The 15,326-nt window shown below is 62.8% G+C and carries 14 protein-coding genes; 6 read left to right on the top strand and 8 right to left on the bottom strand.

Annotated features, from left to right (window positions below; translation table 11 throughout):
- Positions 1–2: 2 nt before the first annotated feature.
- The 3 genes from VKR55_RS19150 to VKR55_RS19140 all read right to left on the bottom strand — a co-directional run bounded on the left by VKR55_RS19150 (position 3) and on the right by VKR55_RS19140 (position 2,128).
- Entirely contained in the window at positions 3–437 is a 435-nt protein-coding gene (locus VKR55_RS19150; RefSeq protein WP_324405674.1) for a hypothetical protein, read from the bottom strand.
- A gap of 179 nt (positions 438–616) precedes the next feature.
- Positions 617–937, bottom strand: coding sequence for an ElaB/YgaM/YqjD family protein (locus tag VKR55_RS19145; RefSeq protein WP_324405673.1), 321 nt, complete (start codon positions 935–937; stop codon positions 617–619).
- A gap of 78 nt (positions 938–1,015) precedes the next feature.
- Positions 1,016–2,128: an AI-2E family transporter gene (locus VKR55_RS19140; protein ID WP_324405672.1), complete on the bottom strand. Its 1,113-nt coding sequence runs from the start codon at positions 2,126–2,128 to the stop codon at positions 1,016–1,018.
- A gap of 224 nt (positions 2,129–2,352) precedes the next feature.
- On the opposite strand from VKR55_RS19140, the gene VKR55_RS19135 reads away from it, so the two are divergent.
- A complete protein-coding gene (locus VKR55_RS19135) occupies positions 2,353–3,069 on the top strand; it encodes a L,D-transpeptidase (protein WP_324405670.1) in 717 nt (238 codons plus the stop codon).
- 25 nt (positions 3,070–3,094) lie between these two features.
- Positions 3,095–3,718, top strand: a complete 624-nt coding sequence (locus VKR55_RS19130) for a DUF2865 domain-containing protein (RefSeq protein ID WP_324405669.1) — start codon at positions 3,095–3,097, stop codon at positions 3,716–3,718.
- A 14-nt stretch (positions 3,719–3,732) separates the two neighbouring features.
- On the opposite strand, the gene VKR55_RS19125 is transcribed toward VKR55_RS19130, so the two are convergent.
- Positions 3,733–5,826 carry a methyl-accepting chemotaxis protein gene (locus VKR55_RS19125; protein WP_324405668.1) on the bottom strand — a complete coding sequence of 698 codons (2,094 nt, stop codon included), beginning with the start codon at positions 5,824–5,826 and terminating at the stop codon, positions 3,733–3,735.
- 198 nt (positions 5,827–6,024) lie between these two features.
- Between VKR55_RS19125 and VKR55_RS19120 the strand changes: the two genes are divergently transcribed.
- Positions 6,025–6,180 (top strand): Thivi_2564 family membrane protein, encoded by a 156-nt coding sequence (locus tag VKR55_RS19120; protein WP_324405667.1) that lies wholly within the window; start codon positions 6,025–6,027, stop codon positions 6,178–6,180.
- Positions 6,181–6,228: 48 nt separating this feature from the next.
- On the opposite strand, the gene VKR55_RS19115 is transcribed toward VKR55_RS19120, so the two are convergent.
- Positions 6,229–7,716: an amidase gene (locus VKR55_RS19115; protein WP_324405665.1), complete on the bottom strand. Its 1,488-nt coding sequence runs from the start codon at positions 7,714–7,716 to the stop codon at positions 6,229–6,231.
- A gap of 584 nt (positions 7,717–8,300) precedes the next feature.
- On the opposite strand from VKR55_RS19115, the gene VKR55_RS19110 reads away from it, so the two are divergent.
- The 3 genes from VKR55_RS19110 to VKR55_RS19100 are packed head-to-tail and all read left to right on the top strand — an operon-like array spanning position 8,301 to position 10,042.
- A complete protein-coding gene (locus VKR55_RS19110) occupies positions 8,301–8,519 on the top strand; it encodes a hypothetical protein (RefSeq protein ID WP_324405663.1) in 219 nt (72 codons plus the stop codon).
- A gap of 52 nt (positions 8,520–8,571) precedes the next feature.
- On the top strand, positions 8,572–9,255 hold the full coding sequence (locus tag VKR55_RS19105) for a hypothetical protein (protein ID WP_324405661.1): 684 nt from the start codon (positions 8,572–8,574) through the stop codon (positions 9,253–9,255).
- Positions 9,242–10,042 carry a DUF5677 domain-containing protein gene (locus VKR55_RS19100; RefSeq protein WP_324405659.1) on the top strand — a complete coding sequence of 267 codons (801 nt, stop codon included), beginning with the start codon at positions 9,242–9,244 and terminating at the stop codon, positions 10,040–10,042. Before VKR55_RS19105 ends, VKR55_RS19100 begins: the two co-directional genes overlap by 14 nt.
- Positions 10,043–10,724: 682 nt before the next feature.
- Here the strand turns inward: VKR55_RS19100 and VKR55_RS19095 are convergent.
- From VKR55_RS19095 to VKR55_RS19085, 3 genes are all read right to left on the bottom strand, one after another.
- Positions 10,725–12,887, bottom strand: coding sequence for a malate synthase G (locus VKR55_RS19095; RefSeq protein WP_324405658.1), 2,163 nt, complete (start codon positions 12,885–12,887; stop codon positions 10,725–10,727).
- Positions 12,888–13,037: 150 nt separating this feature from the next.
- Complete coding sequence (gene cysC / locus VKR55_RS19090; RefSeq protein ID WP_324405657.1) at positions 13,038–14,981, bottom strand: adenylyl-sulfate kinase; 1,944 nt, start codon at positions 14,979–14,981, stop codon at positions 13,038–13,040.
- Between the two features lie 23 nt (positions 14,982–15,004).
- On the bottom strand, positions 15,005–15,326 hold a 322-nt coding region (locus VKR55_RS19085), incomplete at its 5' end, for a phosphoadenosine phosphosulfate reductase domain-containing protein (RefSeq protein ID WP_324405656.1).

The raw sequence follows: 15,326 nt of genomic DNA, 5'->3' as shown, positions 1-15,326 counted from the left end.
GATTATTCCGCGGGCGTCTGATCGCCCGCGGACGTGCGGCTTGCCATCAAACCGAGGGCGAGGCCGCCGAGCGCGAGGATCGGGACCAGCCGTTTGACACCCAGCGCGCGCACGATCTGGATGCCGGTCACGATCAGCGCGGGATCGGTGAGCAGACTCGTCGTGGCGGCCCTGGCGCGCGCGGCGGCGCGGGCCTCGAATTGGCGCTTGCGCACCAGATAGATACACGCCGCTATCAGCGCAACAATGAGGAAGATTGCCGCGCCTGCAAGACAGGCCTCGATCGGGCCATAGCGGTCGAGCACTGCAACGAAAGCGGCGCCGCAGAGAAAGGCCATGGTGACGAAGAGGCTGATCACGGCTATCGCGGCAAGCGAGGTCTGCCGCAACGCCGTGCCGGTCGAGTCCTTCACCTCATCGACGATACGCTGCAACATCAAGCCGCCTCGATCTATAGAGCGCCTCGACAAAGGCGACCGCCGCCCGCCATCGCCGCCAGGCGGTCAAGAAATTGGGTTTCTTGGACTTTCGCTCGTCTGTCCGGGAGACCATGACCGCTCTCCGCATTTGAGATCGCAGCTATTGACCGAGGCACGCTTGACCGCGCCGCGTGATCTTACCTGCGCCAGGTGACGCCGATCAGAAAGCCGAGGCCAAGCGCAAGCCCCACGGTTGCGAGCGGGCGCTGGGTGATGACATCCTCCAGCGTCTCCTCGATGGAGACTGCGGTGTCCTGCGCCGCGCCAAGCATGGCGCTGCCGCGCTCGGAGGCTCCCTCAATCGCAGAATTGACATTGGCGCGTGCCTTCTTCTTGGTCTGGCCCGCAAAGGTGTTGATCGCGTCGGTGATCTGGCCGGTCAAGGCAGCGATATCGTTCTTGACAGCGATCACATCCTTCTCAAGACGTTGATAGGTGGCTTCGTCAGCGAGATTCATCGAAAAGCTCCCAAACGCTGCTAACGCTTCGGTTGAAAAACGCGGCGCCGGGGGCGAAGGTTCCATGTCCGAGCCGGCTCAATCCGCCGGGAGCTGCGGCGAATTGATCGGGGCGAGATGCTCCTTGACGATCAGCCCGACGATCAAGAGCGGCGACGACAGGAAGGCGCCCATCGGTCCCCACAGCCAGGTCCAGAATGCGAGCGCGAGGAAGACCGCCAGCGCGTTCAGCGACAGCCTGCGGCCGATGATGGTCGGCGTGATGAAGTGACCCTCCATGAAGGCGATTCCGACAAAGGCGAGCGGTGCAATCAGCCCGGCGCTGAGCGTCGGCAGCGCGATGATGCCGACGCCGACCAGGATCGCGAACGTGACAACAGGTCCGATGATCGGAATGAAGTTCAACGTCCCGGCGACCGCGCCAAGCCCCGCCGGATTCGGCATACCCACGATCGCACAGACTATGCCGGTCGCAATCGCGACGCCGGTGTTGATCACGGTGACGGTAAGCAGATAGCCGCCGAGATGCACCTCGATCTCGTTGAGGATGCGCAGCACCCTGAGGCGCGCGTCGTGATTGGTGAAGGTCAGGATCAGGGTGCGGCGCAGGTCGCGCCAGCTCGCGATGAACAGGATCAGGGTCGCGAAGAACAGCAGGAATTCAGTGAACGTCGGCGACAGGAATTCGATGGTCGGCTGCACCCAGTCGAATTTCGGTATCTGCAAGCTCGCGAGCGCGTCATGACCGCCGACCAGGTTTTGCAGATCCTGCCAAAGCGAAAGCAGCGGATCGAGCGCATGCAGCTTGTCCTTTAGTCGCGCGCCGAGCTCGGGCAGCCGCGTGCTCCATTCCACCAGAGGCGATGAAATCAGACCGACCAGGAAGGACGCAGCCGCGCCGACCGCAGCGACGGTGAGGACCGCGCCGATTGCACGCGGAATCCGGTAACGCTCGAGGAAGCTTGCCGCCGGCGAGAGCATCGTGCCGATCACGAAAGCCATCACCACCGGCAGGAAGAAGGCCTTGGCAAAATAGAGCACGGCGACGATGCAGATGACGAGCAGCGCCACCAGCGCAAACGCGACCACCTCCGCCCGCCGGATCACCGGCGGCTGTTCGCTCGAACTATCGGGCAGGGGCGAACTGGCGCCCGCGCCGGGAAGCGGACGTTCGGCGGGAAGGATACGCACGACGAATCTCCCCCTGCAAAGGGCGAACGAGACGAGCGGCCGCGAAGCCGCGCCTTCCGAACGCTGACGATAATCCGTCGGCCAGGCGAAGGTTCCATCGCGCAGACGTGAGACTCGCTGAACTTGACAGATGCGTGTGCGCAACGGCGTGCGCTGGAACCGCGGCGGTTCGATCGCGTTGCTTTCGCAGCATCTGCGTGATGCGCATCCGATGGGGCAGCCACATGACACAGAACAGCTCAGTCAGTCGTCGGCTCTCGTCGACGAGCGCGCTTGCTTTCGCTGGCGCAATGCTTCTCGCATCTTCGCTCCTTTCCGCAGCCAACGCGCAATCGCTCGGCTATGCGCCGGCGGAGCCGGGCGCGTTCCCGCAAGGCTATGCGAGTGGTGATGCCGCACCGCAGGACGAGGACAGCCTGCTGCCGGATCGGCTGCGCCGCCAGATCGTGCATCTCGAGACCCGCGAAGCGGCGGGCACCATCATCATCGATACTGGCAACACCTTCCTTTATTACGTGCTCGGTGGTGGGCGCGCGATCCGCTATGGCGTCGGCGTCGGGCGCCAGGGCTTTACCTGGTCCGGCGTGCAAACCATCAGCCGCAAGGCGGAGTGGCCGGACTGGTATCCGCCGTCCGACATGATCGCCCGCCAGCCTTATCTGCCGCGCTTCGTTGCCGGCGGCCCCGGCAATCCGCTTGGCGCGCGCGCCATGTATCTCGGTTCGAGCCAATACCGGATCCACGGCACCAACGATCCCACCACCATCGGCAAGTTCGTTTCCTCCGGCTGCATCCGCCTGACCAATGAGGACGTCACCGATCTCTTCAGCCGCGTCAATGTCGGCACCAGGGTCGTGGTGCTGCCGAAGAACGCGCCGCTGCAGGCGCGGGGCGCACAGGGCCGCGAGGCCGTGAATGTCGCGGCCGCACGCGTCGACTGAGGCCGGCAAATTCCGGGAGGCCGTCATGCGTATGCGATGGCAAGCGGTGATCGGCCTGGCGCTGCTGTTGACCACAGGCAGCCTGTCGCCCCCGGCGCAGGCCGGCGACTTCTTCTCCAATCTGTTTGGCGGCTTCTTCCGCCCGCCTATGCCGAGGGCGCCCATCATGCTCCCGTTCGGCCAGGAAGGTCAGCCGATGGAAGCACCGCGCCCGCGCGTGGCTTTCAGCAGTGGCCCGGCGTGGTGCGTGCGCGGTTGCGACGGGCGCTATTTCCCGATCACGGGACCTGACGCCCAGAGCAACTGCAACAGCTTCTGCCCGGCGAGCAAGACCGATGTGGTCTTTGGCAGCGACATCGACCATGCCGTGACGTCGACGGGAGAGCCTTATTCTGGACTGCCGAATGCCTTCAAATACCGCACCGAGATGGTCGCGGGCTGCACCTGCAACGGCAAGAACCAGGCGGGGCTTGCGCCGGTTTCAATCGAGAACGACCCAACGCTGCACCGCGGCGACATCGTCGCCGCTTCCGATGGCCTCATGATCGCCCATCCCGGATCGGGCAGGCATGCCGATCCGAATTTTACGCCGCTGCCGCGTTCGATCCGCGCGCGCTTCAAGCGCGTGCCCGTGGTGGCGAAGGAATAGCAACGGCGCGCCGGTTACGCCGCGCGGATCTTGCCGAGGAAGTCGGTGACCTGGTCACCGAGGTGCTGGCTCTGCGTCTCCAGCGTCTGGCTGGCGCCTTTGACGTTCTCGGCGGCGGCGGCCGACGCATCGGCGTCGGCTTTGACTCCGGTGATGTTGTCCGAGACGTTCTTGGTGCCCTGCGCCGCATATTGCGTCGAGCGCGTGATCTCCTGGGTCGCGGCGCCCTGCTCCTGCACCGCGGCCGCGATCGCGGTCGCAACCTCGTTCACCTCGCCGATGATCGAGCCGATGCCCTTGATCGCGTCGATGGCCTCGCCCGCGACCTTCTGGATGTCGGCGATTTGCTCGGAAATGTCGTCGGTCGCCTTCGCCGTCTGGCTCGCCAGCGATTTGACCTCGGAGGCGACGACGGCAAAGCCGCGACCCGCTTCGCCGGCGCGTGCGGCTTCGATGGTTGCGTTCAGCGCGAGCAGATTGGTCTGCGCCGCGATGGTGTTGATCAGGCCGACCACCTCGCCGATGCGGCCTGCCGATTTGGCAAGCCCCTGCACCGTGTCGTCGGTCTTGGCAGCCTGATCCACCGCTCGGCTTGCGATACCTGCCGCATGCGCCGCCTGCTGGCTGATGTCGTTGATCGAGGCGCTCAACTCCTCGGCTGCCGACGCCACGCTTTCAACGCTCATCGACGCTTCGCCCGAAGCCTTTTGGGCGACTTCGACCCGCGTATTGGTCTGGCGCGATACCGTCGACAGGCCGGCCGAGGTCTTGCGCATCTCGCCGGAAGCCTCGCCGAGCTGCTGCAGCGTCCGGTGCACGCTTCCCTCGAACTCGGAGACATAGGCCTCGATCGCGCGCTGCCGCGCAGCCGCACCGGCATTGCGCTCGCGCTCCTGCGCCTCGATCTTGAGCTTGTCCTCGGCCTGGTGCTTGAAGGTTTCGAGCGCGGAAGCGAGGCCGCCGATCTCGTCCTGCCGCCCGGTGTAGCCGGTCTCGACCGTCAGCTCGCCCGCGGCGACCTTCAGCATGGCGTCGCGCATCGTATACAGCGGGTGGATGACGCGGCGGCCGACGATCGTCAGCGCTCCCGCGGCGAGCGCGGCCGCGGCGATCAGGAAGCCGAGCTGCAGGATCAGCGAGCGCAGCGCCAGCGAATGCTGGTCGGCGATGTGCATCTTGGCCGCCTCGAGCGCGGCCTCGGCAACGCCGACGGCGGCGGCGAGGCGGGACACCGTATAGGGGCTCCATTGGTTGGCGACCATCTCCGGCTTGTCGCCGCTGGCCAGCGCCGCCATCAGGCGGTCGCGCGTCGCAAGATATTGCGGATCGAAATAGACCGACTTGGTCTTGGCGAGGGCTTCGGAAAGCGCGGGGGGCAGCTGCATGCCCCCGGTCGCCAATTCCAGCGCCTTCCACGCGATTTCGGTGCCGCCGACCAGCTTGGCGTAGGCCTTGGGGACGTCCGGCGCCACCTTGCCGGCTGCCAATCCGTTGGAAACCAGGAGCGACGTTTCGCCCGCGGTGTTGCGTAGCAGCCAGGCGGTTTGCTTGATCATCAGGAGCTGGTCGATCGTGGGGTCCTGATGATTGATCTCTGCTGCCAGGATCCCGGAAATTTTGTCCAGCGTTTTGAGCAGCGTGGTCTCCGACTCCAGATATTCCTTGCCGAGGGCGACGCGCCGCGACGCTTTCGGCTTGTCCATCTCCTCCCAGAATTCCTTTTGCTGGCCGATCACCGTCTTGTAGAGACGGTCGAAATCGCCGACCAGATTCTCCTGCTGCGCAAATCCGATGGCCGGCAGCACTTCCAGCGCGTGGGCCATGGCTGGCATTTCCGAGTCGCGCAGGCCGCGGATGTATTTGTCGATCTTGCTATCGAGCTTGTCGTCCATGTGCAGGACGCGGTTGGTGGTGGCGCGGTCGCTGCGAAGGCGATCCATGGCCTTGAACATGCTCGCCGAGGCGTCGGCGATCAGCGCGATCCGGTTCGAGGCCCGCAGGCGCTGCCAGGACTCCCAGGCGCTGAGCGAAAACTGGACGACGGTGATGACCGCGGTGATCAGGATCACCGCCTTGAGCAATGCGGCAACGGTCAACCTGTTGAGCATGATGGCCCCCGAAAAATGCGGACGCCATTTGGCCCAAAAAGGGTAAAATTTTAGGCATTGCGTTTGGGTATAATTACGGACGGCGGCTTGAAAAAACTTCGATTTTTAAAGGGTTCCTGATTCGGAACCGGGCCGCCGGAGCCGCGTTAACAGTGTCACGGGTTAACGAAAGACTAATGCGCTCAACAGGGGGCCTGCATGCTCATTGGCGTTCTCGTCACTTTCCTCGTCATCATCCTTGTTCTCTATCTCATCAACATGTTGCCGATCGACGCCCGCGCCAGGCAAATCTGCCGCGTCATCGTCATCATCCTCGGCGTGATATCGCTGCTGAAATACATCGCGGTGTTCTAGCTGAGCCACATCTGTCCGGTCCCTCCTCCATGCGGGTCTCGCAAGAGGTCAGCTTCCGGCCCTGGCATTCGTCACGTGCGCGCCCGGCTTCCGCCCGGCATTCCATTGACCGCCGATAGCCCGTTCGATCTGGGCCGAAAGCTGCAGCAAAAGTCCGTCATTGGCCTGCTTCGCGATCGCCTGGATGCCGAGCGGCAGCCCGTGCTGATGGGTCGCCAGCGGCAGCGAAATCGCCGGCATGCCGCAGAGATTGGCGAGCGGCGTGAAGGCGAAGTTGCGCCAGAGATTGCCGAACCAGTCCAGGACCGACGGATTGTCGCTGATGGTCAAGTATTCGGTCGTGCCCACCTTCGGCGTCGGCAGCGCGGTGATCGGCGTCAGGATGATATCCCACTCTTCGAAGAACGCGCCGAAGCTGCGCGAGGTGGTGTTGAAGACGGCCTGCATGCGTGCTCTCTCGGCAAATGACGTATGCCGTCCCGCTTCCCAGATCCGGATGTTGACGGGCTCGACGAGATCGGCGGGCGGCCGCTCGAGCCCGCGCGCTGCCAGCATGTTGCCGATGACGACGGCGAAATTGCTGATGTAGCAGGCGGTCTGCGCATCAAAGGCGGCACGATAGTCGAGATCGGGCAAGGCGTAGTCCACGCGATGGCCAAGCCCTTCGAGAAAGCGCCCGACCTTCTCCAGCTCGGCTGCGATATGCGGCGTCGCACGAAAATCGCCCCATTGGTGCGAGAGCGCGATTTTGAGCGGGGCCGGATCGCGCTTGATCGTCTCGACATAGGGCTCGGCCGCGCTCCAGAACGGCATGAACTCGCCGGGCGCTGGCCCGCGGCAATGATCGACGAAAGCGGCCGTATCGCGTACCGAGCGCGATTGGCAGCCCTGGATCGAGACGAGCCCGCTCAAATCGGATAGATGTGGTGCGAGCGAGAACACGCCGCGGGAGACCTTCAGGCCGATATTGCCGTTGACGCCGGCAGGAATGCGGATCGAGCCGCCGCCGTCGGTCGCATGCGCGATCGGCACAGCGCCCGCGGCAACCATCGCGGCGCTGCCGGCGGACGATCCGCAGGTGGTGTAGTCCGTGTTCCACGGGTTGCGGGTGACGTAGATCGCCGGGTTGTCGGCCGAGCTGCAGACGCCGAACTCCGGCGTGGTGGTCCGTCCGATCAGGTTGAGCCCGGCGTGGCGCATCTTCGAGGTCAGGAAAGTGTCGGACGCGGCGCGATTGCCGCGCATCAAGAGCGACCCCATTTCCTGCAGGCGCCCCTTCATCGTCGGCCCGAGGTCCTTCATCAGGAATGGCAGCCCGGCAAATGGCCCTTCGAGATTCGTGCCGTCCTTGCCCGGATCGGCGATCGCGTCCTCGAACACTTCAACCACGCCCGATAGCGCCGGATCGACTTTTGCGATTGCCGCGGCCGCTTGACGCGCTAGTTCCCGAGCGGTGAGCTCGCCTTTTTGGACGCGTGCGGCCAGCGCGACCCCGTCGTGTTGCGCCCATTCAGTCCAGCTCATCGGCAAGGTCATGCAATCGGTCCCTCAATGCGAGGTCACCTTAGTTTCGAAGCACGGCAAGTCAATCAATTGGAGCGATGCGCGAATCCGGTTTAGAAGCGGTCTCAAACCCGCCTTTGCCACCCACCCAAGACACCGTGCGCCGAGAAGAAGACCGCGAACGGTTTGCCCGGCAGCCGTCAGTCCAGCCCTTCTGCGGCGATCGGAGGGCGGATGGCCGGGCGCTTCTTCTTAGGAGCGATACAGCACGCTGATTTTGCGCATCATCTGTCAGTCATTTTTTTTGACGCACAATTGACGCAGCGTCGCGCAAGCCGTTGATATCGCTTTAATGAAAGACCCTTCCGAAGGGTCTGCGCGTTTCTAGCGCGAGAACGCGGTCTTAAAAAATTTTCATCGCAAAGGGTGGATACCTGCTTACGATCCCTTGAATTAGCGTTCCATCCGCCGTTCTATGAACTGGCGTGATTTGCACGTTTCGCAAATTGCGAACATGGAAAAGCCGAGCACACTTTTGCAGGGCGCGCTCGGCTTTCTGTGGTGCCTCATCGGGAGGCGCTTTCGCGTCTCCCCCACAACCACATCAGGAGCCTACCTTGGCTAAACGCGTCGTTCAAGACAACTATCCCCGTAAAACCAAGTTCACGCTCGAAGAAGCTGTTGATGTTTGGCTGCGTCATTGGGCCGGGCAGTTTCAGCATGAGATTGCAGCGGCTTACGTCATTAACTCGGGCCGCGTCAGCGATGTGCTCAACGAAGTGACGCACGTCGGCAGCAAGCAAGAAGCCGCGCAGCGTGTCGGGCGGACTGGATAGATCGATCTCAAGGCTGGCGGGCGGCTTCGCGCCGCTCGCCCTGAGTTTGGGCATGAATTATCGATTCCCAGATATTCTTATCGGCTGCCTTCTCACGGTAGCAGTTTTCAGCATGGGGATGGCGTTCGCGCTGCCGTTGTTTCATGGTGAAGTCGAGATCGACTCAGTCAAACTCAGTGATTCGCTGTTGGTCTTTTTCAACTTCTTGCTTGCTGTGTTCACGGCGGCCCTCTGGTGGTCCACCAGAACGCTGTGGCGTGTAACGCGCGACATTGCGGATCATCAAGCGAAGGACACGCGCATTCTCCAGCGCGCTTACATCAGCACACGAGGGAGCGATATCGAGCAAATCGGGACGGGTGATCTTATGGGCCACGTCTTCATCCGCAATGTTGGCAAGCTGCCCGCGACCAATATTCGTTGGTTCATCGATATGACCGCAAGCGACGATCCCGACTGGAGGCCGCCATCGCTCGGTTCAAGCATTCTCGCGCCTGTCGGGATCCTTTCTATTGATTGCGAAATGGTGAGAGGTGGACCGGGACGTCCTAATTCGGCGTTGTTGTATTGGTATCTGTGGGGCCTGATCACTTATGAAAATGGGTTTGGCGAGCAGTGCTTTACTCAATTCTGTCATCGCTACCATACGAACACCCGACAAACACCGACAGGCGGTGGTTACATTCTTCCCGCTAGCAGGTCGAGACAGCACGAGCAGGGAAATGAGGCAACCTAACTCAAAGGTGAATGATGCAGAACTCGCTGCAAAATGGTTAGATTTTGCGAAGCGTCTGCTTCCCATCGGCATGCACATCTTCGGTGGATCGTCAATTAAGGTCACCGAAAAAGGCGCGGCCGATATCCGTATCGTTGGGTTGTTACTACTTGCCCGGACCTTGAGCAATTTGAAAGCTGCTATCGCCCTAACAGAGGGCAGTCAAATCGTTGAAGCTAAGGTCATCGCGCGGTGCTGTTTTGAAAATTGGTATTGGATAGGCGCACTCGTCAAGGAGGGCGACAAATTCCGCACGTCAATGGTTCAGCACGAGATGAAGCACAAGCGCATGCGTGCGCAGACTATCTTCTCGACGACGAGTGGTTTCAAGGGAGTAGGTGGCGACGAACTGCGCCAGTGGATGCGCGACAATAAGCAATATGAGGATTCGCCAACGCTCGACCCGAAGACCGTGTGTGACCGCGCGGAAAACGAGTCCTATATGTTTTATCAGCACCTATCGTGGGATGCACATCCCTCTCTTGAGGCGCTGAACCGTTATTATGATCCACCGAACGCCGATGGCGCGCCAGGCATTGACGTAAGCCCCGTGGTTCAGGATGCCGACGTGGTAGAAATGCTTGACCTGATGTGCCTTGCGGTGATCGGCGTGTTCTTGTGCGTGGCCGAACTCTTGGCGCAGGACAATGCACCGACAGCTATCATAGCGGCGGAATACAAGGCGCTTACTGAGTGGACGGGACAGTCGTTGCGACAGGCCGGAATTACGGTGACGGAATCACGGTGACAGTCCAGCACACTTAGTTGCCTGCGGGTCACCAAGCCGCCGGGGAGCAAAGCGTCAATTGAGTGCACTGTCATCGTAATACTCCTGCTGACTGGCCAATGACTTTGGTCGTCGTCGGGCAAATCAGTACCCGTCACTTCTCTTAATCAGAAACATGTCAAGCCCCTCCTGCAAAAATATTTATCTTCCGTTTTTCGGAATTTCATGATTATCTCCACGCATCCCGCCTCCACCAGGAGGGGCGTATCGCGATCGTCACGGACGTTGGAAGCGGGGAGCGGTGGACGCGTTGATGTCGCCAGACGAGCGGCATCGAGGCGGACGTAGCGAAATCGTGCGGTCCTGATCCCCCGACGCTGGGATCAAGCCTGCGAGTGACGAGCTCGCAGGTGACGGAGGCTAACAAGCCCGGTACTCCGGGGAGACCACGTATAAGCCGTAAACCATCGCGCAGGGAATGCCGGAGTGTGTTCGGTTGTACCTGTAGCTGACTCGTGTGCGTTCCTAGCGCATTTGCTGCACACGAGGCTCGCGGGTGCAACGGCACCCGGCATTCCCTGCGCCCTCCTCTTCAATCGAGGGCGACGAATGATGCATCACCCGGGCATTTCGTGCCGCGGGACTATGGACGCTTGTCATTGCAATGGCGCTGGGACCGGCCCTTGTCCTCACTACGCGAAGATCAGTTCGCACCCGCCTTCGCCTCGCGGCGGCGCGCGGTGAGGATGTATTCGGTATAGCCGTTCGGCTGCTCGCGGCCCTTGAAGACGAGGTCGCAGGCGGCCTTGAAGGCGACGCCGTCGAAGGACGGCGCCATTGCCTTGTAGAGCGGATCGCCGGCGTTCTGCTTGTCGACCACGACCGCCATGCGCTTCAGCGACTCCATCACCTGATCCCTGGTGACGACGCCCTGCAGCAGCCAGTTCGCCAGATGCTGGCTCGAGATACGCAGGGTCGCGCGGTCTTCCATCAGCCCGACGTCATGGATGTCCGGCACCTTCGAGCAGCCGACACCCTGATCGATCCAGCGCACGACATAGCCGAGGATGCCCTGGCAGTTGTTGTCGATCTCCTGACGGACATCGTCGGGCGCCCAGTTCGACCGCGACACCGGAATAGTGAGGATGTCGGAAAGCTTTGCGCGCTGGCCGCCCTTGGCGAGCTCCTGCTGGCGGGCCAGCACGTTGACCTGGTGATAGTGCAGCGCGTGCAGCGTTGCGGCGGTCGGCGAAGGCACCCACGCCGTGGTCGCACCGGCCTGCGGATGGCCGAGCTTTTGCACCAGCATGTCCGCCATCTTGTCGGGCGCGGCCCACATGCCCTTGCCGATCTGGGCGTGTCCCGGCAGGCCGTCTATCAGGCCGATGTCGACGTTCCAGTCTTCATAGGCCTTGATCCAGGGCTGCGCCTTCATGTCGTTCTTGCGGATCATCGGGCCCGCTTCCATCGAGGTATGGATCTCGTCGCCGGTGCGATCGAGGAAGCCGGTGTTGATGAACATAATGCGCTTGGACGCATTCTGGATGCAGGCCTTGAGGTTGACCGTAGTGCGGCGCTCCTCGTCCATGATGCCGACCTTGATGGTGTCCGCCGGCAGCGACAGCATTTTCTCAACTCGGGCGAAGATCTCGCAGGTCAGCGCGACCTCGTCGGGGCCATGCATCTTCGGCTTGACGATATAGATCGAGCCGGTGCGGCTGTTCCTGACGTTGGAGTGGCCCTTGAGATCGTGGATCGCAAGGAGGCCGGCGACCGCCGCATCGAGAATGCCCTCGGGGATTTCCGCCCCTTTCTCGTCGAGCACGGCGTCGGTGAACATGTGATGGCCGACATTGCGCATCAGCAAGAGGCTGCGCCCATGCAGCGTCAATTCGCCGGCCGCTTGTGTCTTGTAGACGCGGTCGGCATTGAGCGCCCGCGTCATGCTCTTGCCGCCCTTCTCGAAATCGGCGGAGAGTGTGCCGTTCATCAGGCCGAGCGTGTTGCGATAGACCAGCACCTTGTCCTCGGCATCGACGGCTGCGACGCTGTCCTCCATGTCGAGGATGGTGGAGATCGCTGCTTCCAGGATGATGTCGGCGACGCCGCCCGGATCGTCCTTGCCGATCACATGCTTGCGGTCGATCTGGATATCGATGTGCAGGCCATTGTTGACCAGAAGGATGGAGGAGGGCGCTTCTGCGCTGCCCTGGTAACCGGCAAATTGCGCGGCGGATTTCAGCGTGGCCACATTGCCGCTTTTCAGTTTCGCGGAGAGCTGGCCCGCGATCACGCTGTAGGCGGTGACGTCGCTGTGGCTACCGGTCGCGAGCGGCGCGGCGGAATCCAGGAACGCCTTTGCCTTCGCGATGACCTTGTCACCACGCGCCTTGTTGTAGCCACGGCCGGTTTCGCTCGGATCGTGCGGGATCGCGTCGGTGCCGTAGAAGGCGTCGTAGAGCGAACCCCAGCGCGCGTTCGCCGCGTTCAGCGCATAGCGCGCATTGGTCAAGGGAACGACGAGCTGCGGCCCGCAGATCCTGCCGATCTCCTCGTCGACCTTGGCGGTCTCGACCTTTGCCGTCGCAGGCTCGGGCAGGAGATAGCCGATCTCCTTCAGGAACGCGGTGTAGGCATCGAGGTCGAACTTGCCCTTGTGCGCGCGGTGCCAGGCATCGATCTTGTCCTGCAGGGCGTCGCGCACCTTCAACAGCTCGCGGTTCCTCGGTCCGAGGTCGCGGATGATCGCGGCCAGCCCCGCCCAGAATGCGTCGGGATCGATCCCGGTCTTCGGCGTCGCCTCCCTGGCGATGAAATCGTGGAGGACAGGGGCGATCTTCAATCCATGGGCTGTGACACGCTGCATGATGGGCTTTCTTGGCAGGAAACGGCGAGGGAAGTGCTGTCTTTCAGGAAATAAGGACAGCAAGAAACGCGCCCGAAGGGCGCTTTTTCAGGGCCCTTTTAGCGCCAAAGCAGGGCTCGTGAGAAGGCCCGAAGGCTCCCCTTGGGAGCCTCAAATATTCGCGGCGAGATCGACCAGTTCCCGCAGCAGGACGCCGGTTTCCGCCAGCATCTGCTCGATTTCGTCGGTGGTGTCGCTGACCGAGCGGTTGGACGTGTTGAGGGTCAATTCGGCGTGCGCGGGCGCCTCGTAGTCGTTGCCGATGCCGGTAAATCCTGCGAGCGCGCCGGCGCGGGCCTTGGCGTAATGGCCCTTGGGGTCGCGGCTCTCGCAAACCTCGGCAGGCGTTGCGACATAGATCTCGCGGAACAGTTCGTCGGCAACGCGGCGCGCCGCGGCGCGGTCCTCGCGCGCCGGCGAAACCGCGGCGACGATGGCGATGTGACCGTTCTTGGCCAGATGCGTTGCGACTTCCGCAAGGCGTCGGATGTTCTCGCTGCGATCTTTCGGCGAGAAGCCGAGATCGCCGTTCAGCCCTGCGCGCAGCGTGTCGCCGTCGAGCAGGATCGGCGAGCCGCCGCGGGAGAACAGCCGTCGTTCCAGCGCAAGCGCCAGCGTCGACTTGCCGGCGCCGGGCAGTCCGGTGAGCCAGATCACCGCGCCGTTGTGACGATAGCGCGCCGAGCGCTCGTCCGGACGCAGCGCCGATTCCACCGGCACGATATCGACGGGGATAGCGCGCTGCCCGGCATCGACCGACAGCACGAGGCCGCCGCCTGCGATGCGGCCGGAGACCTCGATGACGAGGCGGCCGGTGCGCGGGTTGTCGGCATAGGCGTCGGCCGCGATCGGCTGCGCCAGCGAGATGTCGATCTCGCCGACGTGATTGCGCGCGATCGCCGTGTTCTCGCTGCTCGATAGTTCGCCGGGATCGACCGCTTTTTCGATGGCAACCACGACCGCTCGTGCCTCGCGCGTGCCAAGGCGCACCAGGATCTGGTCGCCCTTCGACAGCGGCTTGTCGTGCAGCCAGAAAATGCGGGCGCGCAGGCGGCGGGTGTCGCGCGGGCTTTTTCCGACATGAGCGATGATGTCCCCGCGCTCGACGAACAGCTCGCGGTCGAGCGTGATGCCAACCGAGCGGCCGGCGCCCTGCTTGCCTTTGACGGGCCTGACGGGCCAGCTTTCGACCGACTTGATTTTTGCAATCTTGCCGGCGGGCATGATGACGATCTCATCACCCGAGGCGAGGTGACCCGACTCGATACGGCCCGCGACGATGCGGCGGTCATCGAATTTGTAGATCGCCTGCACCGGCAGGCGCAGCGGCAGCGCAGCGAGCGGCCGCGCCGGCTCGAGCGCATCCAGCGCCTCGACCACGGTCGGACCGTTGTACCAGCCGATCCGCGGCGTGCGCAGAGCGACACCGTCGCCATCGCGCGCGGAGATCGGGATCACGGCCGACGGCGTCACGCCGAGGCCGGTGAGATGGGCGGAAATCTCGTCGCTGATCTCCTTGAAACGCGCGGGCGAAAAATCGACCCGGTCCATCTTGTTGACGACGACCGCGACCTGCTTGATGCCGAGCAGATGCAGGAGATAGCCGTGGCGCCTCGTCTGGTCGCGCACGCCTTCCAGTGCATCGATGATCAGCACCGCGCCATCGGCCTGCGAGGCGCCGGTAATCATGTTGCGCAAAAACTCCGCATGACCCGGCGCGTCGATCAGGACAATGTCGCGCGATCCCGTGCGGAAACGGATCTGCGTGGTGTCGATAGTGATGCCCTGGTCGCGCTCGGTCTGCAGCGCGTCGAGCAGGAACGACCACTCGAACGGCATGCCGCGTCGTTCGCTGACCGCTTTCAGCATCTCGAGCTTGCCGTCGGGCAGGCTGCCGGTCTCGTGCAAGAGCCGACCGACCAGCGTCGACTTGCCGTGGTCGACATGACCGACGATGACGATGCGCACCTGCGCGCGCGCCGTGCTAGGAGCGGGAGCGACCGGCGCGATGAAGTCGGCGGCAGCAGCTTCGCGGTGGGACAATTGGATATTCATCGCAACAGACCCCTTAGTTCAACTCAGAGATAACCGGACACACGCAGGCGCTCGAACGCATCCTCGGTCTCGTGATCGAGCGCGCGTCCGGCGCGCTCCGGCACCTTGGTGCTTTCGAGCTCGGCGAGGATTTCGTCGATATTGGAAGCGAGCGAGGCGACCGGGAAGGTGATGTCCTCGTCGCCGAGCGAGCGATACCGCTTGCCGTTGTTTGAAAGATACAGCGGGATGATCGGGATGTTCTCGCGCCTGGTGTAGGCCCAGATGTCGGCCTCGGTCCAATGCAGGATCGGATGCACGCGCAAGTGCGCGCCCGGCGGCGGCGAGGCGTTGAACTGGTCCCAG

It is taken from the genome of Bradyrhizobium sp., assembly GCF_035309285.1.
In the GTDB taxonomy this organism is placed as follows: Bacteria; Pseudomonadota; Alphaproteobacteria; order Rhizobiales; family Xanthobacteraceae; genus Bradyrhizobium.
This window is presented reverse-complemented; position numbering and strand designations above follow the sequence as displayed.

Coding starts and splice junctions, on each gene's coding strand:
- VKR55_RS19150 (WP_324405674.1), bottom strand. CDS start 437: ATGTTGCAGCGTATCGTCGATGAGGTGAAGGACTCGACCGGCACGGCG.
- VKR55_RS19145 (WP_324405673.1), bottom strand. CDS start 937: ATGAATCTCGCTGACGAAGCCACCTATCAACGTCTTGAGAAGGATGTG.
- VKR55_RS19135 (WP_324405670.1), top strand. CDS start 2,353: ATGACACAGAACAGCTCAGTCAGTCGTCGGCTCTCGTCGACGAGCGCG.
- VKR55_RS19130 (WP_324405669.1), top strand. CDS start 3,095: ATGCGTATGCGATGGCAAGCGGTGATCGGCCTGGCGCTGCTGTTGACC.
- VKR55_RS19125 (WP_324405668.1), bottom strand. CDS start 5,826: ATGCTCAACAGGTTGACCGTTGCCGCATTGCTCAAGGCGGTGATCCTG.
- VKR55_RS19120 (WP_324405667.1), top strand. CDS start 6,025: ATGCTCATTGGCGTTCTCGTCACTTTCCTCGTCATCATCCTTGTTCTC.
- VKR55_RS19115 (WP_324405665.1), bottom strand. CDS start 7,716: ATGACCTTGCCGATGAGCTGGACTGAATGGGCGCAACACGACGGGGTC.
- VKR55_RS19105 (WP_324405661.1), top strand. CDS start 8,572: ATGAATTATCGATTCCCAGATATTCTTATCGGCTGCCTTCTCACGGTA.
- VKR55_RS19100 (WP_324405659.1), top strand. CDS start 9,242: ATGAGGCAACCTAACTCAAAGGTGAATGATGCAGAACTCGCTGCAAAA.
- VKR55_RS19095 (WP_324405658.1), bottom strand. CDS start 12,887: ATGCAGCGTGTCACAGCCCATGGATTGAAGATCGCCCCTGTCCTCCAC.
- cysC (WP_324405657.1), bottom strand. CDS start 14,981: ATGAATATCCAATTGTCCCACCGCGAAGCTGCTGCCGCCGACTTCATC.